Source organism: Leclercia sp. GHBNCSD (assembly GCF_055805075.1).
On sequence record NZ_JBQVYO010000002.1, the window covers coordinates 190,642 to 211,018 of the forward strand.

The 20,377-nt window shown below is 55.1% G+C and carries 23 protein-coding genes; 14 read left to right on the forward strand and 9 right to left on the reverse strand.

Translation table 11 applies throughout. The annotated features are described in order from the left end of the window. Positions 1 to 104: 104 nt before the first annotated feature. The gene (locus ACT3IC_RS21215; protein ID WP_473479207.1) at positions 105 to 662 is read right to left on the reverse strand and encodes a toxin YdaT family protein; all 558 of its coding nucleotides are present in this window, start codon (positions 660 to 662) and stop codon (positions 105 to 107) included. Between the two features lie 2 nt (positions 663 to 664). After that, positions 665 to 895 carry a transcriptional regulator gene (locus ACT3IC_RS21220; protein ID WP_088902314.1) on the reverse strand — a complete coding sequence of 77 codons (231 nt, stop codon included), beginning with the start codon at positions 893 to 895 and terminating at the stop codon, positions 665 to 667. Between the two features lie 113 nt (positions 896 to 1,008). Here ACT3IC_RS21220 and ACT3IC_RS21225 point away from each other — a divergent pair, with 113 nt between their 5' ends. The 10 genes from ACT3IC_RS21225 to ACT3IC_RS21270 all read left to right on the forward strand — a co-directional run bounded on the left by ACT3IC_RS21225 (position 1,009) and on the right by ACT3IC_RS21270 (position 8,863). Further along, the gene (locus tag ACT3IC_RS21225) at positions 1,009 to 1,422 is read left to right on the forward strand and encodes a helix-turn-helix domain-containing protein (RefSeq protein WP_473479210.1); all 414 of its coding nucleotides are present in this window, start codon (positions 1,009 to 1,011) and stop codon (positions 1,420 to 1,422) included. Positions 1,423 to 1,617: 195 nt separating this feature from the next. Next, a complete protein-coding gene (locus ACT3IC_RS21230; protein WP_473479529.1) occupies positions 1,618 to 1,824 on the forward strand; it encodes a hypothetical protein in 207 nt (68 codons plus the stop codon). Beyond that, positions 1,824 to 2,021 carry a DUF1482 family protein gene (locus ACT3IC_RS21235; protein WP_155166696.1) on the forward strand — a complete coding sequence of 66 codons (198 nt, stop codon included), beginning with the start codon at positions 1,824 to 1,826 and terminating at the stop codon, positions 2,019 to 2,021. The genes ACT3IC_RS21230 and ACT3IC_RS21235 overlap by 1 nt, the downstream gene beginning before the upstream one ends. Before the next feature lie 9 nt (positions 2,022 to 2,030). Then, a complete protein-coding gene (locus tag ACT3IC_RS21240) occupies positions 2,031 to 2,171 on the forward strand; it encodes a YdaE family protein (protein ID WP_473479214.1) in 141 nt (46 codons plus the stop codon). An 87-nt stretch (positions 2,172 to 2,258) separates the two neighbouring features. Then, positions 2,259 to 2,546, forward strand: coding sequence for a DNA breaking-rejoining protein (locus tag ACT3IC_RS21245; protein ID WP_473479217.1), 288 nt, complete (start codon positions 2,259 to 2,261; stop codon positions 2,544 to 2,546). A 128-nt stretch (positions 2,547 to 2,674) separates the two neighbouring features. After that, entirely contained in the window at positions 2,675 to 6,025 is a 3,351-nt protein-coding gene (locus tag ACT3IC_RS21250; protein WP_473479220.1) for a RecE family exodeoxyribonuclease, read from the forward strand. An 11-nt stretch (positions 6,026 to 6,036) separates the two neighbouring features. Continuing rightward, positions 6,037 to 7,149 (forward strand): RecT family recombinase, encoded by a 1,113-nt coding sequence (locus tag ACT3IC_RS21255; protein WP_473479223.1) that lies wholly within the window; start codon positions 6,037 to 6,039, stop codon positions 7,147 to 7,149. Positions 7,150 to 7,186: 37 nt separating this feature from the next. Next, positions 7,187 to 7,426 (forward strand): DUF4060 family protein, encoded by a 240-nt coding sequence (locus ACT3IC_RS21260; RefSeq protein ID WP_088902320.1) that lies wholly within the window; start codon positions 7,187 to 7,189, stop codon positions 7,424 to 7,426. A 59-nt stretch (positions 7,427 to 7,485) separates the two neighbouring features. Continuing rightward, entirely contained in the window at positions 7,486 to 7,743 is a 258-nt protein-coding gene (locus ACT3IC_RS21265; protein ID WP_473479226.1) for an excisionase, read from the forward strand. Then, complete coding sequence (locus ACT3IC_RS21270; protein ID WP_473479229.1) at positions 7,724 to 8,863, forward strand: phage integrase Arm DNA-binding domain-containing protein; 1,140 nt, start codon at positions 7,724 to 7,726, stop codon at positions 8,861 to 8,863. The genes ACT3IC_RS21265 and ACT3IC_RS21270 overlap by 20 nt, the downstream gene beginning before the upstream one ends. Before the next feature lie 154 nt (positions 8,864 to 9,017). On the opposite strand, the gene dcp is transcribed toward ACT3IC_RS21270, so the two are convergent. Beyond that, the gene (gene dcp, locus ACT3IC_RS21275; RefSeq protein WP_473479232.1) at positions 9,018 to 11,060 is read right to left on the reverse strand and encodes a peptidyl-dipeptidase Dcp; all 2,043 of its coding nucleotides are present in this window, start codon (positions 11,058 to 11,060) and stop codon (positions 9,018 to 9,020) included. A gap of 153 nt (positions 11,061 to 11,213) precedes the next feature. Between dcp and ydfG the strand changes: the two genes are divergently transcribed. Both ydfG and ACT3IC_RS21285 read left to right on the forward strand, forming a co-directional pair. Further along, positions 11,214 to 11,960, forward strand: a complete 747-nt coding sequence (ydfG, locus tag ACT3IC_RS21280) for a bifunctional NADP-dependent 3-hydroxy acid dehydrogenase/3-hydroxypropionate dehydrogenase YdfG (protein WP_103179539.1) — start codon at positions 11,214 to 11,216, stop codon at positions 11,958 to 11,960. Between the two features lie 91 nt (positions 11,961 to 12,051). Beyond that, complete coding sequence (locus tag ACT3IC_RS21285) at positions 12,052 to 12,738, forward strand: GntR family transcriptional regulator (protein ID WP_103179538.1); 687 nt, start codon at positions 12,052 to 12,054, stop codon at positions 12,736 to 12,738. A gap of 42 nt (positions 12,739 to 12,780) precedes the next feature. Here the strand turns inward: ACT3IC_RS21285 and ACT3IC_RS21290 are convergent, their stop codons facing one another. From ACT3IC_RS21290 to ACT3IC_RS21310, 5 genes are all read right to left on the reverse strand, one after another. Next, on the reverse strand, positions 12,781 to 14,241 hold the full coding sequence (locus tag ACT3IC_RS21290) for a mannitol dehydrogenase family protein (RefSeq protein WP_263950866.1): 1,461 nt from the start codon (positions 14,239 to 14,241) through the stop codon (positions 12,781 to 12,783). Positions 14,242 to 14,562: 321 nt separating this feature from the next. Further along, positions 14,563 to 15,942, reverse strand: a complete 1,380-nt coding sequence (locus ACT3IC_RS21295; protein ID WP_214421941.1) for an MFS transporter — start codon at positions 15,940 to 15,942, stop codon at positions 14,563 to 14,565. 53 nt (positions 15,943 to 15,995) lie between these two features. Then, positions 15,996 to 17,015: a Zn-dependent oxidoreductase gene (locus ACT3IC_RS21300; protein WP_159338958.1), complete on the reverse strand. Its 1,020-nt coding sequence runs from the start codon at positions 17,013 to 17,015 to the stop codon at positions 15,996 to 15,998. An 11-nt stretch (positions 17,016 to 17,026) separates the two neighbouring features. Further along, on the reverse strand, positions 17,027 to 18,241 hold the full coding sequence (gene manD, locus ACT3IC_RS21305; protein WP_103179481.1) for a D-mannonate dehydratase ManD: 1,215 nt from the start codon (positions 18,239 to 18,241) through the stop codon (positions 17,027 to 17,029). A 109-nt stretch (positions 18,242 to 18,350) separates the two neighbouring features. Continuing rightward, positions 18,351 to 18,677, reverse strand: a complete 327-nt coding sequence (locus tag ACT3IC_RS21310) for a YnfA family protein (RefSeq protein WP_473479238.1) — start codon at positions 18,675 to 18,677, stop codon at positions 18,351 to 18,353. Between the two features lie 149 nt (positions 18,678 to 18,826). On the opposite strand from ACT3IC_RS21310, the gene ACT3IC_RS21315 reads away from it, so the two are divergent. Continuing rightward, a complete protein-coding gene (locus ACT3IC_RS21315) occupies positions 18,827 to 19,156 on the forward strand; it encodes a DUF1283 family protein (RefSeq protein ID WP_103179479.1) in 330 nt (109 codons plus the stop codon). A gap of 38 nt (positions 19,157 to 19,194) precedes the next feature. On the opposite strand, the gene ACT3IC_RS21320 is transcribed toward ACT3IC_RS21315, so the two are convergent. Continuing rightward, on the reverse strand, positions 19,195 to 19,905 hold the full coding sequence (locus ACT3IC_RS21320) for a YnfC family lipoprotein (protein ID WP_159338960.1): 711 nt from the start codon (positions 19,903 to 19,905) through the stop codon (positions 19,195 to 19,197). A gap of 105 nt (positions 19,906 to 20,010) precedes the next feature. Between ACT3IC_RS21320 and ACT3IC_RS21325 the strand changes: the two genes are divergently transcribed. Then, positions 20,011 to 20,316 (forward strand): DUF1161 domain-containing protein, encoded by a 306-nt coding sequence (locus ACT3IC_RS21325; protein WP_103824474.1) that lies wholly within the window; start codon positions 20,011 to 20,013, stop codon positions 20,314 to 20,316. Positions 20,317 to 20,377: the final 61 nt, after the last annotated feature.

The window sequence follows — 20,377 nt, forward strand, 5'->3', positions numbered from 1 at the left end:
TTTTGTACATGCATTTGCCATAATGACCTCGCATTTACGTCCCGTATTTGCACCTGAAAGCCGTTGGTGTTCGCGCACCGCGGCTTTCGCCTTTTTTGACTTCGTCATATCGCACCACCCAGCATCGTTGTAACCATCGCCATAATTGGCGCGACTGAATCCGGCCCATCCAACAGGTACTTAGCAACGATGCTTTCGCTGATCTCTTTCCAGCGTTCCTGTTTTGGGGCTTTGAGGACGACAGCCTGTATGGCCTCAGCATCCTCTTTCACCGACTTAGCGATGCGAAGCGCGAAGTTATCGTGCTTAACAACCCGATCCCGGTACGCCAGCGGCAGAACCGAAATGATTACCGGCGCCAGCTGCTCTACGTTTGCCCGGTAAACTGCCGATTTTTCTGGCTGGTCCAGCCAACGGAACAATTTCACGTTCCACACATCGGCATTCACGGATGTGTCGATATCCGACAGGCCCGCCTCTTCTACCGCCCCCTTGATTGCAAGAGCGACCGCTACGCGGCCCTCTGCTGCTGCCCAGGCGCGAACGGCAGAACAGATGGCACGGTGATCAACTTTCGGAGTGTCCAGCTCGGCCTGGTGACACTGGAATTTCATGCGCTCTGTTGGCGCTCTGTTATTCTGTTGAAAAGAAAGTGTTTGCATGATTAGTGCTCCTGACGAGGTAAACCATCGGTAGGGTTTGGGTAGGCACTTGGATCAATTTCGTGGGGAGTTACAGCCCAGTTGAGGACTTTGCAGAGAGGGACAACACGTCCCGCAGGCACCTTCCCTTGGCTCATCCATTTGCTTACTGCCTGAGATGAAATGCCAAGCTGCGCACCAATGTCGACACGCGACATGGTATTAGTAATTTTTTCTTTAAGTGATTTGTTCATTGGGCCTCCTATCAGTGAATGACATGAGGATACTCATCGAAACCTTAAGTTGCAAGAAAAACGAAACATATAGTTGGAGTGCTAGGCGAAACCAAAGGTTGTAAAATAACAATATGAATAAAGTCGCTCATCCCGTATTCGCAAAAAGAATCAAACAGGTCATGACTGAAAATGGCTGGAATATGGCCGATCTCGCAAAACAGGTCATGCTCTCCCATACGGCTGTCCAAAACTGGTCAAAGGGAAAAACAGTTGCCAGTGGCGAGCGCCTAAAGCGCCTTGCAGCTGTTTCCCGAAAGCCTGAGCACTGGTTCTTTATGGATGAGGATGGGGATGCAGAGAACGGCGCGATAATCACCAACGCTCGCAGAGACCTGGATGAAAAAGAAGAGGCTTTATTGTCCCTCTTCAATCAGTTGCCTGAAGCTGAGAAGCTGCGCTTAATACTGCATACAAAGACCGTGCTGCATGAAATTGATCTTCTAAAAAGTGATGTGTTTGACATCATTCACAATCAGAAAAAATAACAAGCCATAGTTTCTCGCCAAAATGAGACACCCATCCGAGGTGTCTTTTTTTATGCCTGACCGAAACTTTTTGTTTCTTATGCTTTACATTCGAAACTTTAAGTTGTAGCCTTCAGTACATCGACAACAAGCGCACCGTTGTCAGGTTCAAGTTACGTTCCGCCAGCCTGGCGACAAGGGCAAAAGGGGATTGAGATGAAAGCTAACCCAGCAGTACCTAACAGCGGTTGTGCCGTTCCTATGCGCAACCAGCGTACCGGCGCAGCATGGCTGGTCTCTTATAACTACATCGAAGGCACCTACTGGCATGAACCGCAGGGCAACCTGCGCCACATTCGCCGCCCGTACGTCTCCCGCAGTCTGGAGCCGCATCTGGTTCCCGCCGGAACGGGGATGCATTGATGGGGACTTTATTCGCACTCGTCCTGACCATCGGCATGACCAATGGCGAATTCCAGGATGTGGTTCTCGATGTCTATGACAGTCAGCAGCAATGCGAGCAGGCCGCCATTGACCAGAAAGTTTCAGGGAATTGCTACCCGGTAGAACAGATCGTCCGCAGCGAAGAAGTACCAGCGGAAACCACGGTTAAGTTCTGAGGAGTGATTATGCAGACCAAATGCGGTTATTGCGGCGAGCCGGTAAAAAGCGAGCTGATATTCCTCCAGGGTAATCGGCTGGCGCGCAAAGAAAAAGAGTACTGCTCCAAGCGTTGCGCCTCGCACGACCAGATGGCCCACGAAGCCTAATTAAATTATCTGAAATATCGCACCAAACGAAGCGCCCGTTATTTGGGCGGGGATTCTTACAACCTAAATTCAGGAAACCGGAAAATTATGAAAGTTATTACCGTTAATTTAAACATCAAGGCAATTAACAAAGAGATCGCACTGTTCAACTGCGATGAAAAATTCTCTGGCGTTATTCACTCCACCTCAAACGGCGCAACCACTGTCGTCCTTGAAGGCGGATACATCCTCGGCGAATTCGACTGCCCGCACTGCGCCGTAACTGAGCTTTCCCTTCTTTCAGCCAACATCACCACCGGTGATAAAGCCGGGTTTGGCGATTACCGCAACTATAAGCAGGAATTTGCGGGCCGTATTTTTAAAACCATCCATTAAGCGAAAGCCCACACAAGGTGGGCCTCCCCGTCCGGTACCACCGACCAAAGCGAACCGGACTTTAGCTAAATAACCTCAGGCGGTTTGAATAGCCGCTTGGGATATTACATCCAAAATGAGGATCTGACATGGAATATTTCCACACAATTCCAGCAACACAGAAATCAGGAAAGCCTGATGCTGTTATCTGGTTCACCGCCGCTACTAAATCCCGTGCTGCGCTGATGCTGGATGTCGCGCTGGAAGATGCCGGGATCGAAACTGGTCGTGGTAAAGACTACGGCAAACCTATTCGTACTGACATGCCGGTTGTTGACGATCTGCCTGAAGAAGGTGTCGTCTGCTTCGAGTTCTGTAAGCGCTACGCCCTGGGCGATGACCAGCGCACCTGGAACGTTATCCCCGGCACTGCGCCACAGGATGAGACCGCCCTCGCCCCGGCCAACACCACCAGCGATGCGGGTCTCCCTGCCGCGCCGGTAACCTCCGCTGATACCGCAGACGCCGGCAAAACTTCCCTGCTGGAAAATCGCACCCCGGCTGTCCGCTTCGCCGTCCATCTGTTGGGTGATAAATACCTTTCGGAAATCAGCCAGGAGCAGCAGATAGTCGCCAACGAACTGGCGACCGATGAGGGAAATGTTTACTTCCAGAACCTGCTGCAGGCCAAAAATGACGTTGCTGATATTGGCGAGCTCAGCCTGCATGCCGAGTGGAAACTGGTGCAGGCCATCAAAGACGTTTTCCCCCAGGACAAAGAACACGAACCCGCGATGCTGGCCGCCTTCATGTCGGGCTGGATTAACGCCGAAGACCGCAACCAGCTGGTTGAGGACTGGAAGAACGGCAAGCTCCCAGCCAAGGATGAGCCGACTCATTGGTATGAAAATGACCTGCGTGTAAGTAAAAACGACGATGGGTCAACGCGATATCCGGTCTGCAAAATGCCATTCCGCAAACAGCTGCTGGCCCAGCTGACGGTGGACGAACTGCGCCACCACATCACCCGCAGCGAGAATGCGGAACTGCACGCGCTGGAAATGGATACCGACAATGGTTATGTCCAGGATCTTCTGCTCGCTGCTGAAAATTTCCCGGAAGTTAAGGCTTTCGATACCAAAGACCTGTGGCGTTACACGAACGCAATTCGCAAAGTGTTCAGCATGGATAAGCGCCATGAGCTGGGCCTGCTGCTGCAGTTCACTAAAGCCTTCGTAACTACCCCATATATCGACCGCGGGATCCTGACGCGCGAATGGGTTGCCGGCAACCGCATCAATCACGTGCAGCGCACTGACGCAGGGACCAATGCCGACGGCGGGTATGTAACTGACCGTGGCGAAGGCGCACACCATACCCTGGAAACGCTGGATATGGAGATCGCCTGCGCGCAGGACAAGGGTTGCACCCACCACTTCGACATTTCATCAAGCGTAATACGTCGCGCTAAAGATATCGTCGCGAATAAAGAAGAGCCGTGGAAGTCGTGGAGCAAAATCCTGCGTAACCAGCCTGGCGTTCTGGCAGTGAACCGCGCAGCCATCTTCAACCTGGTGTGCATCGCGCCTGAGGATATCCACCTTGACCCGGTTGCTCACCTTGAGTTCGTTAACCGGACGATGACGGCTGAATTCAACGCTGCAACTGAGTTGCTGCCTCTCCCGGCCGCACAACCAGAAGAAACCCAAACTGCCGAAGAGCATCCATTGCCGAAATGGGCAGAAGCAGGCGAACAGAAACTTGCTGCTGAGGATGAAGCCGAAACGCAGACCCTGCCTAAATGGGCGAGCACTGCCGCCAGCCAGCCGCAGGTCGAAAACCTCGGTGGCGGCATGTTCTCCATCGAAGGCCTGATGAACGAAAACCAACCAGAAAATGATTACCGGTCAACAGTAAATGAGGAGACCACCAGCGATGTGCAGATGGAAGAGACTGACCCGGCGGAAGGAGAAGCTGGTAACCCGGTTCAACCAGGCGAAAGCGCTGATGCAACTGATCCGCAAACAGATGCCCTGAGTCCGGCTGAGATTCTGGCCGCCGCGGCGCCGACCCTGGCAAACCATGACGAGGCGGATGTAAACCAGAAAACGGAAAATGCGCATCAGAATGAGGATTCTGCGCATCAAAACGAGCCAAAAGTGAATCAGAGCGAGCCAAAAGCGCAACAACCAGAACCAGCTGTCGAATACCCAGCGTACTTCGAACCGGGTCGCTATGAGGGTCTGCCGAATAACGTTTATCACGCAGCCAACGGGATCAGCAGCACCCAGGTGAAGGATGCCCGCGTCAGCCTGATGTACTTCAACGCGCGTCATGTCGCCACGACCATCCCGCGCGAAGGTTCCAAGGTTCTGGATATGGGCAACCTGGTGCATGCGCTGGCGCTGCAGCCAGAAAACCTCGAGGAAGAGTTCAGCGTGGCACCGGTGATCCCGGAAGGGGCCTTTACCACTGCGGCGACCCTGCGCGCCTTTATCGACGAACACAACGCCAGCCTGCCGGCTCTGCTGAGCGCTGACGATATCAAAGCGCTGCTGGAAGAGCACAACGCCACCCTGCCCGCGCAGGTGCCGATGGGCGGTAGCCTGGAAGAAACAGCGCAGAGCTATATGACGCTGCCAGCGGAATACCAGCATATCGAGGCAGACCAGAAGCAGACCGCTGTCGCGATGAAGGCCTGCATCAAAGAGTACAACGCCACCCTGCCCGCGCCGGTGAAAACCAGCGGAAGCCGTGACGCGCTGCTGGAGCAACTGGCGATCATCAATCCTGACCTGGTGGCGCAGGAAGCGCAGAAACCGGCACCGCTGAAAGTGTCCGGCACCAAAGCGGAGATGATCCAGGCTGTGAAGTCCGTGAAGCCAGACGCGGTGTTTGCTGACGAACTGCTGGATGCATGGCGCGAGAACCCGGGCGACAAAATCCTGGTCACTCGCCAGCAGATGGAAACGGCGCTGGCCATTCAGAAAGCGCTGCACGAGCACCCGACCGCCGGGAAACTGTTGCTGCACCCTGATCGCGCTGTTGAGACGAGCTATTTCGGCATCGATGAGGAGACCGGGCTGGAAATCCGCGTGCGCCCGGATCTTGAAATCGACATCGACGCCGTACGCATCGGTGCCGACCTGAAAACCATCAGCATGTGGAACGTGAAGCAGTCCGGCCTGCGCGCCCGCCTGCACCGCGAAATCATCGACCGCGATTACCACCTCAGCGCTGCCATGTACATGCAGACCGCTGCCCTGGACCAGTTCTTCTGGATTTTCGTCAACAAAGACGAGGGCTACCACTGGATCGCCATCGTTGAGGCCAGCAAAGAGCTGATTGAGCTGGGCATGCTCGAGTATCGCCAGACGATGAACCGCATCGCTAACGCGTTCGACACTGGCGAGTGGCCAGCGCCGATCACTGAAGACTACACCGACGAACTGAACGACTTTGATCTGCGCCGCCTTGAAGCGCTGCGTACTCAGGCATAAGGGGAATGACGATGGAAAACATGAATATCGTAACCGCGGAGCAGCAGGCTCCAAACACAATCTCTGCCACTAACTCCATTTTTAATGTGCAGGCGCTCAGCCAGTTGACAGCATTTGCAAATCTCATGGCTGATGCAACTATCGCGGTCCCTGATCATTTGGTGGGCAAACCTGCCGACTGCATGGCGATTGTTATGCAGGCCATGCAGTGGGGCATGAACCCGTACGCTGTGGCGCAGAAAACCTTCTTTGTAAACGGGAAGCTTGGGTATGAAGCGCAGCTCATCAGCGCAATTCTCACCAGCTCAGGCGCTATCCGTGGGCGCTTCCATTATGAGTACGGCGGTAATTGGGAAAACTGCATTCGCAGCAAAGATGTCACCGTAAAAAAAATGGGCAGCAAGGGCGCGTATGAAAAAACTGAAAGAGTTCGCGACTGGTCAGATGAAGATGAGGACGGTTTGTACATTCGCGCTGGCGCGGTTATCCGGGGTGAGTCAGAGATAACCTGGGGTGAGCCATTGTATCTGGCAAGCGTGGCAATCAGAAATTCTCCGTTGTGGGTTACAAAACCAAAGCAACAGATTTTATATCTCGCCACGAAGGACTGGGCAAAGGCCTATTGCCCCGCGGCAGTCATGGGATTTCAGGATGCAGATGATCTCTCCTATCGCGAAGAGAAGGTGATCAACCCGGCACCAGCCCAGCGCGTAAGCCTGGCTGACATCAAAGGTGACAGCGTAACAACAACCCATAGCGCGCAGGAATCGGCCGCCAACATCGATGCTATGGCCGATGAGTTCCGGGATCGCATTGAAGCGGCGCAGGACGTGGATAACGCCAAAGCAGTACGCGCCGATATTGAAAGCGCCAAGAACACCCTGGGCTCAGCCCTGTATACCGAGTTGAAAAACAAGGCCGTGAAGCGTTACCACCTGGTGGATGCGTATAACCGGGTCGAGGCGGCGATCAACTCCCTGCCACAACCGGGCGAACCTGGCGCAGTTGAACAGTTCGCGGAAGCCGAGCGCGTGCTGGCAGCGGCGAAACGACATATGGGCGACGAACTGCACGATAAGTTCAGCATCACCCTGGCGGATATGAAACCGGAATACGTGGCCTAAGGGAGGCGGGAGGGTTCGCCCTCCCGACAGAAAACTTATGCGATTAATCAACCGCAGCACACAGTCACCGCTGGCGCGCCAAGCATGTGACATCGCCCTGGCAGCTCATCAGGAACGCTATGGCAACTACGGGCGCAGCCGGATGAAAGAGACGTACACGGTGCGGGTGGAAGGTGTAAAGGTCTGGGTGGAGGTGGTGAACCGGAAGGCAAGCTACGTGGCCACGGCGATGACCGGCATGCGCCGCCTACGATCCTTACCTGGGCAGGCCGCCTGATATTGAAATATCACCCTATCGGGCTTTGATGGCTCATATTAATCAAACTGGAGGTTTACATGGGACAGCTCGTTAGCTTAGAGGACTGGGCCTCTGGTCCAAACGGCTTTAAGCAACCACCATCCAGAGCGTCACTGCACAGGATTGCAAAGACAGGACAAACAATCCCAAGGGCGCTGAAACAAGGCCGGCGGTGGGTTATTGATGAAGAGGCCAAATTCATTGGCATGCTCGCATCGCCAGTTCTACCACCACGCATGCCGAAAGCGGTGAAGACGCTTATGGAGCGAGTAATTAATGGCAGCCAGACCACGTAATCACAGGGTTGATATCCCAAATCTCTATTGCAAGCTGGATAAGCGCAACAGCAAAACCTACTGGCAATACCGGCATCCTTTAACCGGTCAATTTATCGGTTTCGGTACCGATCAGGAGGCGGCCAAAATGGCCGCCACTGAGTTGAATCGACTGCTGGCGCAGCAGGAAGCCGCCCAGTCGTTTGCCCTGATCGATATGGTCAGCCACAAGAAGTCCAATTCAAAGAAATCGATGCGGATGCGCGCATGGATCGAACGGTATTTGAAAATACAGGAAGAGCGGCTCAGCAATAAGGAGATAAAAAATAATACGCTTAAATCCAGAAGGACCTGCACCAACGTGTTGGCTGAAAGGATGCCTGATATTGGTATTCAGGAGGTCACCACCAAAATGCTGGCGTCCATTACCGACGAATATAAAGCCAGAGGCAAAGCGCGGATGGCACAAACGCTCCGGAGCGTCTGGATTGATCTGTTCAGAGAAGCGCAGCACGCAGGTGAAGTTGAGCCGGGATATAACCCGGCGCTGGCCACAAGAAAAGTCACTGTCCGGGTGACCCGTTCTCGACTGAACCTGGATATGTGGAAAGTGATATTTGAAGCGGCCGGCAATTTGGCGCCCTACGTCCAAAACTCCATGCTCCTGGCAGTGGTCACCGGGCAACGGCGCGGGGACATCGCCAAAATGAAGTTCTCTGATGTCTGGGACGGCCATCTCCATGTTGAGCAGCAAAAGACGGGAGTGAAACTGGCTATACCTCTCTCGCTACGCTGCGAGATGTTGGATATCACCCTGGCGCAGGTGATTAAGCAATGTAGGGATCGGGTCGTAAGCCCCTGGCTTCTTCATCATGTGACATCAAGCGGTAATGTTAAGGCGGGCGATCAGGTTGGCGAGAACAGTCTTAGCGTCTCCTTCAAGGTCGCTATAGACAGCACCGGCATTTCCGTAGAGGACGGGAAAACAATGCCGACGTTTCACGAACAGCGATCTCTATCCGAGCGTCTGTATGAGGAACAAGGCATCAACACTCAGCAGCTTCTGGGTCACTCTTCAGACAGGATGACAGCTCAGTACCATAACGATCGTGGACTCGACTGGGTGAAAGTGAAGGTGTAGCTACGTGAATAATTGGGCCGTATCCCCCTGCAAATTTCGCAGAATTTAAGGATTCATTTTGGGGAGGAATTTTGGAGGAGTTTTGGGGAAGAAAAAATCGGACAAAAAACCGGGCATTGTGCCCGGTTCTGTTTCCCGCCTGAAAAAGCCTTTACTAGCTCAACCCGCGATTCACCAGCATCGGTTCAATCTTAGGATCGTGCCCGCGCCACGCGCGATAAAGTTCAGCTAAATCAGTGCTATTCCCGCGCGACAAAATCGCCTCGCGGAATTTTTGCCCATTTTCACGGTTCAATCCGCCCTCTTCCACGAACCATTGATAGCCGTCGTCGGCCAGCATTTGGGTCCAGAGATAGGCGTAATAGCCTGCCGCGTAACCGCCGCCGAAGATATGGGCGAAGTAGCTGCTGCGATAGCGCGGCGGCACGGCAGGGAGATCCAGCTGTTCGCGTTCCAGCGCCGCGGCTTCGAACGCCTCCACATCTGCTGGCGCTTCGCTGGCGGTTATTCCATGCCAGTTCATGTCCAGCAGCGCGGCGCTGAGCAGCTCGGTCATGTCATAGCCTTTATTAAACTGGGTTGCGCTGACCATTTTCTCCCGCAGGGCGTCGGGCATCGGCTCCCCGGTTTCGTAATGGCGGGCATAGTGGGCAAAGACCTCGGGGTGGCTGGCCCAGTGTTCGTTTATTTGCGACGGGAACTCTACGAAATCCCGCGGCGTATTGGTGCCAGAGAGCGTGGCGTAACGCTGGCTGGCAAACAAACCGTGCAGGGTATGGCCAAATTCGTGGAACAGGGTGATCACATCATCCCACGAGATTAGCGCTGGCTGGCCTTCCGCCGGTTTTTGATAGTTGCAGACGTTGTAGATTACCGGCCGCGACCCGGCTTCATGGGATTGCTCGATAAAGTTACCCATCCACGCCCCGCCGCCTTTCGAGTCGCGGGCGAAGAAGTCACCGTAAAAGAGCGCCATCCCTTCTCCGTGATGATCGAAGATCTCCCAGACTCGCACGTCAGGGTGGTAGACAGGGATATCCCTGCGCTCGGCAAATGTAATGCCGAAAAGGCGCGTCGCCGCCCAGAAGACGCCGTCTGTCAGCACCGTATTGAGGGCAAAATAGGGTTTGACCTGCGACTCGTCCAGGGCGTACTTCGCCAGGCGCACACGTTCGGCATAAAAGGCCCAGTCCCAGGCCTGAACCTGAAAATGGCCCTGCTCTTCATCAATCACTTTCTGAATGTCGGCCTGCTCCTGCAGGGCGCGACCGCGCGCGGCAGGAACGATACCCCGCATAAACTGCAGCGCGGCGTCGGGGGTTTTCGCCATCTGATCGGCAATTTTCCAGCTGGCGTAGCTACCATAGCCCAGCAGTTCAGCCTGACGCGCCCGGAGCGCCACCAGACGTGCGACCACCTCGCGGGTATCGTTGGCATCATTTTTTTGCGTGCGCAGCCAGCCCGCTTTGAAGAGGTTTTCTCTGGTCTGACGATCGCGTAGCTGTTGCAGAGCCGGCTGTTGCGTGGTGTTCAGCAGCGGAATGAGCCAGCGATCGCTGAGTCCCTTCTCCGCTGCGGCCTCGGCAGCCGCGGCCTGTTCCGCCGGGCTCAGGCCATCCAGTTGATGCTGATAATCCACCACCAGCCCACCCGCCTTGTCTGCCGCCAGCAGACGCTGGTTAAACTGGCTGGTCAGGCTGGCTGATTCGGTATTGAGCGTTTTAAGCTCCTGCTTTTGCGCCTCCTCCAGCCGGGCCCCGGCCAGAATAAAGCGCTGATGAAGCACCTCAATCAGCCGCAGGGACTCGGCATCCGGCGCCATCGCCTGGCGGTCATTATAGATGGCATCCACCCGGGCAAAGAGCGCGTCATTCAGCCAGATATCGTTAGAGAGCGCCGCCAGTTCGGTTGAGATCGCCTCTTCCAGTTGCTGCAGATAATCATTGGTGTGCGCCGAAGTCATGGCAAAGAAGACGCTGCTTACCCGGCTCAGCAGCTCGCCGCTTTTCTCCAGCGCCAGTACGGTATTGGCAAAATCGGGGGCGTCTGCGGAACCGGCAATCGCCGCGATCTCCCTGCGCTTCTGACGAATGGCTTCATCAAAGGCTGGACGATAGTGTTCGTCGCGGATCAGATCAAACTGCGGCGCCTGGTACGGCAGCAGGCTGCTTGTGAAAAACGGATTAGTGCCAGACATAACAGACTCCTGAATAAGGTGAATTTCACCAGAGTAGGCCAGCCCGGCATGGGCTGCAATCTCTGTGGCCTTGAGGGCACGAAAAGTAACCTTACTCTGCGTCAGATCACATGCTATGGTAGTACTACACAAAAAGCGTTGAGGAACAGTGACATGATTATTTTAGTTACCGGGGCGACAGCAGGATTTGGTGAAAGCATTACGCGTCGCTTCGTCGCAAACGGCCATAAAGTGATTGCCACAGGCCGCCGTCAGGAGCGTCTGCAGGAGCTGAAAGAGGAGCTTGGCGACAGCATTCTGACCGCCCAGCTTGACGTGCGTAACCGTGCATCTATTGAAGAGATGATTGCCAATCTGCCGGCACAATGGCGTGACATCGACGTACTGGTCAACAACGCCGGGCTGGCGCTGGGTCTTGAGCCTGCGCACAAAGCCAGTGTGGAAGACTGGGAAACGATGATCGACACCAACAACAAAGGCCTGATCTATATGACACGCGCCGTGCTGCCTGGCATGGTGGAGCGCAACCGTGGTCACGTGATCAACATCGGCTCGACCGCCGGTAGCTGGCCTTATGCGGGCGGCAACGTCTATGGCGCGACCAAAGCCTTTGTACGTCAGTTCAGCCTGAACCTGCGCACCGATCTGCACGGCACCGCTATCCGCGTGACGGATATCGAGCCGGGTCTGGTCGGCGGAACGGAGTTCTCCAACGTTCGCTTTAAAGGCGATGATGACAAAGCCGGTAAAACCTACGAAAACACCACCGCCCTCACCCCGGATGATGTCACTGAAGCCGTCTGGTGGGTGGCGACGTTGCCGAAGCACGTCAACATCAACACCGTTGAAATGATGCCGGTGACGCAGAGCTTTGCTGGCCTGAGCGTTCATCGCGGATGATCTTTCCCCGCCCGGCTTGCGGGCCGGGTCTGGGATACCGGGTAAAAGAATGGTAGTATTTCCGGGTTAACCCTCTGAGAAATCACATCGAATGGCCGCTGAATCGCAACTTAATCCGACACAACCCGTAAATCAGCAAATTTATCGTATTTTGCGCAGCGATATTGTGCATTGCCTGATCCCGCCGGGCACCCCTTTATCAGAAAAAGAGGTGTCGGTACGCTTTGATGTCTCCCGTCAGCCGGTTCGCGAAGCCTTTATCAAGCTGGCGGAAAATGGCCTGATTCAGATCCGCCCCCAGCGCGGCAGTTACGTTAACAAGATCTCCCTCAGTCAGGTACAGAACGGCTGTTTTGTCCGCCAGGCCATCGAGTGCGCCGTGGTCCGTCGTGCGGCAACCCTGGTCGACGATCATCAGTGCTATCAGCTGGAGCAGAATCTGCATCAGCAGCGTATCGCCATTGAACGTAAACAGCTGAATGACTTCTTCCTGCTCGACGACGAATTTCATCAGAAGCTGGCGCAAATTGCTGGCTGTCAGCTGGCGTGGGATACCATCGAGAACATCAAGGCGACCATGGACCGGGTGCGTTACATGAGCCTTAATCACGTATCACCGCCAGAGATGCTGCTGCGCCAGCATCTGGATATTTTCCATGCCCTGGAAAAGCGTGACGCCGATGCGGTAGAAAAAGCGATGACCCTGCATCTGCAGGAAATTGGCGAGTCAGTGCAGTTAATTCGTCAGGAAAATAGTGACTGGTTTAGCGAAGAGTAATGAAAATGAATGCCGCCATAGCGGCGGCATTCGGCATAATAATTAGCCCGCGATATAGTGGGCCACAGCGGCTTTCGCCCCCTTCGCCAGCAACATTTGATACGCCCCGGTTACCGCCTCGACAAAAGTCGCATCCTGCGGCAGTTCATTACCAAAGATCGCCTCAATACCCATCAGCGCCTTCACGCGGGATACCCCTTCAGCACTGCCGTTTACCGCCGCCTGGATCACCGGCAACAGCGGATCGCACACCTCGATGGCTTCGCCGCGCTCATCCACGCCGCCGACATAGCGCATCCAGCCGGCAATACCCAGCGCCAGTAGCGGGAATGGTTTCTGGTGCACACGGTGCCAGCGCACTGAATCAAGCATACGCTGCGGCAGCTTCTGGCTGCCATCCATCGCGATCTGCCAGGTCCGGTGGCGCAGCGCCGGGTTACTGTAACGGTCGATGAGCAGATCGGCATAACGCTCCAGGTCTACACCGGTCACTTTCAGCGTCGGCGCCTGCTCGTTTAACATCAGCGCACGGGCGGCGCGCTTGTAGTTCGCATCCTCCATGCAGTCGTTGATGTGTTGATAGCCCGCCAGATAGCCCAGATACGCCAGGAAGGAGTGGCTGCCGTTCAGCATGCGCAGCTTCATCTCTTCAAACGGAATAACATCCGCCACCAGTTCGGCCCCGGCTTTTTCCCACGCCGGACGACCCGCAACAAAGTTGTCTTCAATCACCCACTGGCGGAACGGCTCGCAGGCCACACCTGCCGGATCGCGCACACCGGTAATCTCTTCAATTTTATTCAGCGTGTCGGCAGTCACGGCGGGCACGATACGGTCGACCATGGTTGACGGGAAGGTGACGTTGGCTTCGATCCACTCCGCCAGCTCAGCGCTGACCGCGCGGGCATAGGCGCAGGTAACATTGCGCATGACGTGGCCGTTCTCCGGCATATTGTCGCAGGACATCACGGTGAAAGCGGGCAGCCCGGCGTTTTTACGTCGCGCCAGCGCTTCCACCACCACGCCTACAGCCGAAACAGGCTGATGAGGACTCTGCAGATCGGCTGCGATCAATGGATGATCCAGCATCAGCTGCCCGGTCGCCGGGGCGTGACAGTACCCTTTTTCAGTAATGGTTAACGAGACGATCGCCACCTGCGGTTCACAGAGGGCGGACAGCACCGCTTCAAGACCATCCACCTGGGCATGCAGCGCCTTTTTGACCACGCCCACCACTCGCGCTGTCCACGCATCAGCGGACATTTCAGCAACGGTGAAGAGATTATCCTGCGCCTTAAGATCGGCTATCTGCTGCTCGCCGCCAATCAGATTGACCTCGCAATAGCCCCAGTCACTGCCATGTTCGGCAGCGAGGATATCGGTATAAACCGCCTGATGCGCGCGGTGGAAGGCGCCAAAGCCCAGATGCACGATGCGCGTTTGCAGAGTATCCCGGTTGTAGTGAGGAAGCGTAGCTTGCGCCTGTAATAACGGATTTTTCATGATAGTACTCGTTAATGTATTTAAGCGATTAATCCGGGCCGGCTTAACTCCGTGGCCCGGCTTACTAACCCAACTAGAATGGTAGATGGCATAAAAAAAATCTCTGCTGTTAACCATACTGATTGTTGATATAGCGATATTGATTTACGTTAACTTTTCGCCATCTGGTGTGACATCAATTAAAAGTTGTGTGACAGCATTTGAATAAAAACGTAATGCTATGAACCATTGATGCGAAGGAGACAGCGGGATAGTCATTAACGCAGGCTTTGACAGGGTTAAAAAAGACTCCCCTGCGTATAACAGAGGAGTCGTCAGCAACTACGAGATGGCGCGGTGTTTACCGTTGATCTTTAGCGCAGCAGCTTTATTGTCCGCAGCATCGTCCAGCGCGCTCAGCTCGCGATCGCAGACTTCAGGCATCAGCAGGGCTGAGATCAGGCTGATGAAGGAGTAAACCATCACCATCACCACGATTGGCCACCAGGAGCCGGTCATGTTGCAGAAGATCCCCGCCAGTACCGGACCAAAACCAACTGCAATCAGACCACCCGCCTCTTTGGAAATCGCCATCCGGGTGAAGCGGTTACGGGAACCAAACATCTCGGCCATGGTGATGTTCTCCAGAGCAAAGAGCCCCAGCACCGCGAAGTTATGGATCACGATAATCGAGGTCATGATCACGCCAGGGGTGTACGATTTGTCGACAATAATCGACAGCATCGGGTAGGCCAGAATAATGGCGGAAATGCTCAGCAAAATATAAGGCAGACGACGACCAAATTTATCTGACAACCAGCCCAACAGCGGGATAGTAATAAAGCCGAGAATAGAGCTTATCATCAGGGCGTCGGTCGGGATGGCCTTATCAAACAAGAGCGTCTGGACCAGATACCCGGCGAGGAACGTCTGGATGAGGCCAGAGTTACCCGCCTGGCCGAAACGCAGACCGGTCGCCAGCCAGAATGATTTGCTTTTCAGCATCCCACCCAGGGTATTTTCTTCAACCGCAGCCTGCACAGACGCCTCGTCGGTATTAACCTGCTCAAATACCGGGCTTTCCTTGAGGTTCAAACGCAGCCAGATGGCAAAGATCATCACCACCACGCTGGCAAGGAAAGGCACACGCCATCCCCAGGCCAGCAGCTGTTCACGGTCGAGGGCAAAGAACATGACTGCCCAGATCGCCGTGGCGCTCAGGGTCCCGCAGTTAGTCCCCATCGCCACCAGAGAAGAGATGATGCCGCGTTTCCCTTTCGGCGCATATTCCGCCAGCATCGTGCCCGCACCGGAGATCTCCGCCCCTGCGCCCAGCCCCTGGATAATACGCAGCGTCACCAGCAGCACCGGCGCGAAAATACCAATTTGCGCATAGGTCGGCAGCGCACCAATCAGCGTGGTACAGATCCCCATCATGGTGATGGTGATAAACAGCACCTTCTTGCGCCCCACGCGGTCGCCCATTTTGCCGAAAACAAAAGCGCCAATGATACGGGCAATATAGCCTGCCCCATAGGTACCCATCGCCAGAATCAGCGCCATTGCCGCGGACTGTTCAGGGAAGAAGATTTCGTGAAAGACTAAGGCCGCGCCCAGCGAATAAAGCTGGAAGTCCATAAACTCTAACGCGGTACCCAGCCATCCGGAGACGGCGGCTCTTATCAGGTCAGATGTGGATCTTTCATGTTGTACTTGAGTCATATTGGCAATCTCAAAAGGGTAAGATGCGTACCGCTAAACCGCATTCAGTATTATTATTCAGAGAACGTCAGTAATACCTTGCAGCACTGCCGCTGGTCTTTCTCAAACAGTTCAATGGCGTCTTTAACGTGTTGATACGCAAAGCGATGCGTAATGAGTTTGTCAGGGTCGATAAGCCCTTTCTCCAGCCAGTCGATGACCACCGGGAATTTATTGGCGTTCAGACGTGACGAGAATATAGAAAGCTCTTTACCGGTGATCCCCTGCTGCGCAACCTGGCTCGGCTCGCTGGAGAAGCCCATAAGCACAATGCGCGCGCCCGGCGAAGCCAGATTGACCGCTTCCTGCAAAATAGAAGGGTGGCAGGCCGCATCAATAATCAGCGTGGGTTTAATGCCCTTCTCTTCCAGCACCGCCTGCAGAGACTGGTTGCCGTTGTTAATCACCCAGTCCGCCCCGCTACGCTGGGCCATCGCCAGACGCTCGTCGATGCGATCGACCACAATGACCTGTTTCACCTTGTAGACGCCCTTCAGCGCCTGGACGGTGACCAGCCCCATCGGTCCGGCGCCGTAAATGAGCGCCACATCCTGCCCGGTCGGGCTGACGTGGCCGGTGACGTTGGCCGCGATAGTGAATGGCTCAACCATCACCGCATGTTCATCGCTGACGGCATCCGGAATGACCCAGGCATTTTTAGCGGGTACCACGGCGTATTCGCTGAAGCCGCCGTCGCGATGCACACCCAGCACCACCAGCGAGGTGCAGACGTTCGGTTTGCCTACCGAGCATGGGTAGCAGTGGCCGCAGCTGATCACCGGATCAACCGAGACGCGCTGGCCCAGGCGTGCGGTGTCGACGCCCTCGCCGACAGCATCGATGACGCCGAAGAACTCATGGCCGATCACCCGGGGATATTTGGCGAACGGATTGTGGCCGCGATAGATATGGCTGTCGGAACCGCAGATCCCGGCCAGCTTCACTTTGACGCGTACTTCGCCTGCCGCAGGGGCGGGTAGCGGACGCTCTTCGAGAGCCAGAGAATTCGGTTGTTGAATAACGATACTTTTCATTTTTTGCTCCTTTACCAGTTCCACAGCGTGCCATCCTCAAGACGTGCAACGGGCAGATAAGCGGGATCGTAGGGATATTTCGCTGCCCGTTTTTCATCAAACTCAATGCCCAGGCCCGGCTTATCGCCCGGATGCATATAGCCGTCTTCAAAGGTCCAGTTGGTGTTAAAGACCTCCAGCATCTGCTCGGAATAGCCCATGTACTCTTGTACGCCAAAGTTGGGTACCCACAGGTCGAAGTGCAGCGCCGCCGCGTGGCAAATCGGCGACAGATCGGAAGGACCGTGAGAGCCGGTGCGTACCTGATAGAGCGAGGCAAAATCGGCGATCCGACGCATTCCGGTAATACCGCCCGCATGGGTGATGGTGGTGCGGATATAGTCGATCAGCTGCTCTTCGATCAGCTGCTTGCAGTCCCAGATGCTGTTGAACACTTCGCCCACCGCAATCGGAGTGACGGTGTGCTGACGAATCAGACGGAAGCACTCCTGGTTCTCTGCCGGGGTTGGGTCTTCCATCCAGAACATGCGGTACTGCTCAATGCTCTTACCGAAACGCGCGGCTTCGATCGGCGTCAGGCGGTGGTGCATGTCGTGCAGCAGATGTTCATTAAAACCATATTTGTTGCGCACGGCGTCAAACAGTTTTGGCGTAAAATCGAGGTACTTTTCTGTTGACCAGAGCTGCTCTTCCGGCCAGTTGCCTTTGGTGGCGGGTTCATACGCCAGCCCCTTCCCTTTTGACATGCCGTAGGTGGTTTTCATTCCCGGCACGCCGCACTGTACGCGGATGGCCTTGAATCCCATCTCTTTATGGCGGGCGTAATCTTCCAGTACATCATCAATGGTGTGACCGGTGGTGTGGCAGTAGACCATCACCCCTTCACGGGAGGCGCCGCCCAGCAGCTGATACAGCGGCATATTGGCGGCTTTGGCTTTGATGTCCCACAGCGCCATGTCGATGGCTGAAATCGCCGACATAGTGACCGGACCGCGACGCCAGTACGCGCCTTTATAGAAGAACTGCCAGATATCTTCGATACGATGGGCATCCCGGCCAATCAGCTGCGGACAGAGATGATCTTTCAGATATGACGCGACAGAAAGCTCGCGGCCATTGAGGGTAGCGTCACCCAGGCCGACAATCCCCTCGTCGGTGGTAATTTTCAGCGTGACAAAATTACGCCCTGGACAGGTGACAAATACTTCAGCCCCTACAATCTTCATTTTCCGGTTCCTTACATCTTTTACTGTGATGCCGGAAATCTACGCAATTACCCTACTACCATACAAGTATAAAGATCAAAAAACCTTCGCTGGATCACATATTGGGCGCTCATGCGCGCCCCGAACCTGCCACGATAATGAGCATGCCGCACAGCGCTACCAGCGCCCCAACCCAGTCGTAGAGGCTTAGTTTTACACCATCGACCACCCGCAACCACAACAGCGCTGTGCAGACATAGACGCCGCCATAAGCGGCATAGACGCGCCCGCTTGCTGCGGGATGCAGGGTGAGTAACCAGACAAACAGCACCAAGGCAGCGCTCGCGGGAATCAACAGCAGCACCGAGGCGCCTTTCTTCAGCCAGAGCCACGGCAGAAAACAGCCGAGAATTTCGCAGAGCGCGGTGGCAAAAAAGAGCAAAGTTGTTTTAAACATATTTAACGTTGTCTGATGTGTGATGAGGTATCATACCCAAATGTGAAAGGAACCCTTCCACACGCCTGATGTGGGTATGCCCTCAAAATGGACTGATGTAAAAACTCCGGTGGAGTCGTCGAACGTCCACCGTCTACAAGGAAATCGCTATGCGTAAAATGAGCACACGCCTCTGCCTGGCTGCCCTGCTGGCTGCTGTTTTCATCGCGCCAGTATCCGCCAACACCAGCAAACTGATTATTGAATCCGGCGACAGCGCCCAGAGCCGTCAAAATGCCGCCATGGATAAAGAGCAGTGGAACGATACCCGCAGCCTGCGCCATAAGGTGAACAGCCGCGTGGAAAAAGAGTGGGATAAAGAGGATGTCGCTTTTGACGCCCGGGATAAATGCCAGCAGAGCGCCAATGTGAACGCCTACTGGGAGCCCAACACCCTGCGCTGCCTTGACCGCCGCACTGGCCGCGCCCTGGCCCCCTGATTCTGCCTGAAAGCACCGCGCAGCCTCCTGCGCGGTGTTTAATAGTACTCAATCGTGTTTTTGATGGTGTACTTGCGCGAGACTGCCGGCTTCACGCTCTCATCGACCACTACCAGCTCGCACGCCACCGGGTTGTCGTGGCGATCGTAATCGCAGGTCTGTTTCACCTTGCCCAGCCGCTTATCATTTAGCTGGCTCACCGAGGTGTAGTCCAGTTTCTTGCGCTTGTCCGCCGCCGGTGTGGCCGTAATGGAGAGCTGCTGCTCCCCGGAGACGGTGGTTTTACCGAGTGGATAACCCTCTGCATCGTAGCGATAGTTCACTTCCATATCTTTGCCGTGGGCGCTGACGATAAAACCGTTGTCATCGGTATCCCATGAAATCCCCGATGCGGGCAGTTCCGCCAGCTGGCATTTGCCCTGCAGCCGCAGCTTTTTCTGCTGGGTTTGCGCATCCAGATAGTAGTTGGCGTCCAGCACCAGGGCGATGCCGGTGTTCGCCTCCAGATCGTGCAGCTCCAGACTGTCGAAGCAGCCCTCCGTAGAGAGCGTGCCGCTGACGCGCTTGGCCACTTCCCCTTTATCATTGAAGAGCGTCTGGCTGAAATCTTTCACCGGCCCGCGCAGGGGATCAAAATCAAATTCGTTAGAAAAGCTCGCCATCTCTGGCGTAAACGACAGCGGCGCGGCGGTGTTATCACACCCCGTCAACAGAGCCGCCAGGAGAACCATAAGCGCGTGTTTATTCACATGACCTACCAATAGCAGAAGAGGATCCCGGGCAGTGTAGCAAATACAAACGTTTACACTGTCCCTGCTACTATTATAGTCACACACAGTCGTAAGGAGGCAGATATGAAACGGTTACCCTGGATTACTGCACTTTTGCTGGCGGGCATTGCCCCGGCCGCGCTGGCGGCACCCGATAACTGCGAGCGCATCAAAAGCGATATTCAGCAGCGGATCATCAATAATGGCGTGCCGGAGAGCGGTTTTATGCTGAACATTGTGCCAAACGATCAGGCCGACAAACCCGACGCCGAAGTGGTAGGCCACTGCGCCAATGACACCCTCAAAATCCTCTATACCCGCACCAGCAGCGGCAACTATCCGGTAAGCGGAGGCGGTAATCAGGCCCCTGCACCGCGCGAGCCACAGTGAATATTCCCCCCCGTTTGCGCGGGGGAATTTCGTTTGTTTTGATGTACATTAATATTACCTC

Excerpts from the sequence above, each read along its gene's own strand:
- ACT3IC_RS21290 (WP_263950866.1), bottom strand. The coding sequence starts at position 14,241 with ATGAAAAATCCGTTATTACAGGCGCAAGCTACGCTTCCTCACTACAAC.
- ACT3IC_RS21325 (WP_103824474.1), top strand. The coding sequence starts at position 20,011 with ATGAAACGGTTACCCTGGATTACTGCACTTTTGCTGGCGGGCATTGCC.
- ACT3IC_RS21300 (WP_159338958.1), bottom strand. The coding sequence starts at position 17,015 with ATGAAAAGTATCGTTATTCAACAACCGAATTCTCTGGCTCTCGAAGAG.
- ACT3IC_RS21310 (WP_473479238.1), bottom strand. The coding sequence starts at position 18,677 with ATGTTTAAAACAACTTTGCTCTTTTTTGCCACCGCGCTCTGCGAAATT.
- dcp (WP_473479232.1), bottom strand. The coding sequence starts at position 11,060 with ATGTCTGGCACTAATCCGTTTTTCACAAGCAGCCTGCTGCCGTACCAG.
- ACT3IC_RS21285 (WP_103179538.1), top strand. The coding sequence starts at position 12,052 with ATGGCCGCTGAATCGCAACTTAATCCGACACAACCCGTAAATCAGCAA.
- ACT3IC_RS21250 (WP_473479220.1), top strand. The coding sequence starts at position 2,675 with ATGGAATATTTCCACACAATTCCAGCAACACAGAAATCAGGAAAGCCT.
- manD (WP_103179481.1), bottom strand. The coding sequence starts at position 18,241 with ATGAAGATTGTAGGGGCTGAAGTATTTGTCACCTGTCCAGGGCGTAAT.
- ACT3IC_RS21240 (WP_473479214.1), top strand. The coding sequence starts at position 2,031 with ATGCAGACCAAATGCGGTTATTGCGGCGAGCCGGTAAAAAGCGAGCTG.
- ydfG (WP_103179539.1), top strand. The coding sequence starts at position 11,214 with ATGATTATTTTAGTTACCGGGGCGACAGCAGGATTTGGTGAAAGCATT.
- ACT3IC_RS21230 (WP_473479529.1), top strand. The coding sequence starts at position 1,618 with ATGAAAGCTAACCCAGCAGTACCTAACAGCGGTTGTGCCGTTCCTATG.
- ACT3IC_RS21260 (WP_088902320.1), top strand. The coding sequence starts at position 7,187 with ATGCGATTAATCAACCGCAGCACACAGTCACCGCTGGCGCGCCAAGCA.
- ACT3IC_RS21270 (WP_473479229.1), top strand. The coding sequence starts at position 7,724 with ATGGCAGCCAGACCACGTAATCACAGGGTTGATATCCCAAATCTCTAT.
- ACT3IC_RS21255 (WP_473479223.1), top strand. The coding sequence starts at position 6,037 with ATGGAAAACATGAATATCGTAACCGCGGAGCAGCAGGCTCCAAACACA.
- ACT3IC_RS21215 (WP_473479207.1), bottom strand. The coding sequence starts at position 662 with ATGCAAACACTTTCTTTTCAACAGAATAACAGAGCGCCAACAGAGCGC.
- ACT3IC_RS21220 (WP_088902314.1), bottom strand. The coding sequence starts at position 895 with ATGAACAAATCACTTAAAGAAAAAATTACTAATACCATGTCGCGTGTC.
- ACT3IC_RS21315 (WP_103179479.1), top strand. The coding sequence starts at position 18,827 with ATGCGTAAAATGAGCACACGCCTCTGCCTGGCTGCCCTGCTGGCTGCT.
- ACT3IC_RS21295 (WP_214421941.1), bottom strand. The coding sequence starts at position 15,942 with ATGACTCAAGTACAACATGAAAGATCCACATCTGACCTGATAAGAGCC.
- ACT3IC_RS21245 (WP_473479217.1), top strand. The coding sequence starts at position 2,259 with ATGAAAGTTATTACCGTTAATTTAAACATCAAGGCAATTAACAAAGAG.
- ACT3IC_RS21225 (WP_473479210.1), top strand. The coding sequence starts at position 1,009 with ATGAATAAAGTCGCTCATCCCGTATTCGCAAAAAGAATCAAACAGGTC.
- ACT3IC_RS21265 (WP_473479226.1), top strand. The coding sequence starts at position 7,486 with ATGGGACAGCTCGTTAGCTTAGAGGACTGGGCCTCTGGTCCAAACGGC.
- ACT3IC_RS21235 (WP_155166696.1), top strand. The coding sequence starts at position 1,824 with ATGGGGACTTTATTCGCACTCGTCCTGACCATCGGCATGACCAATGGC.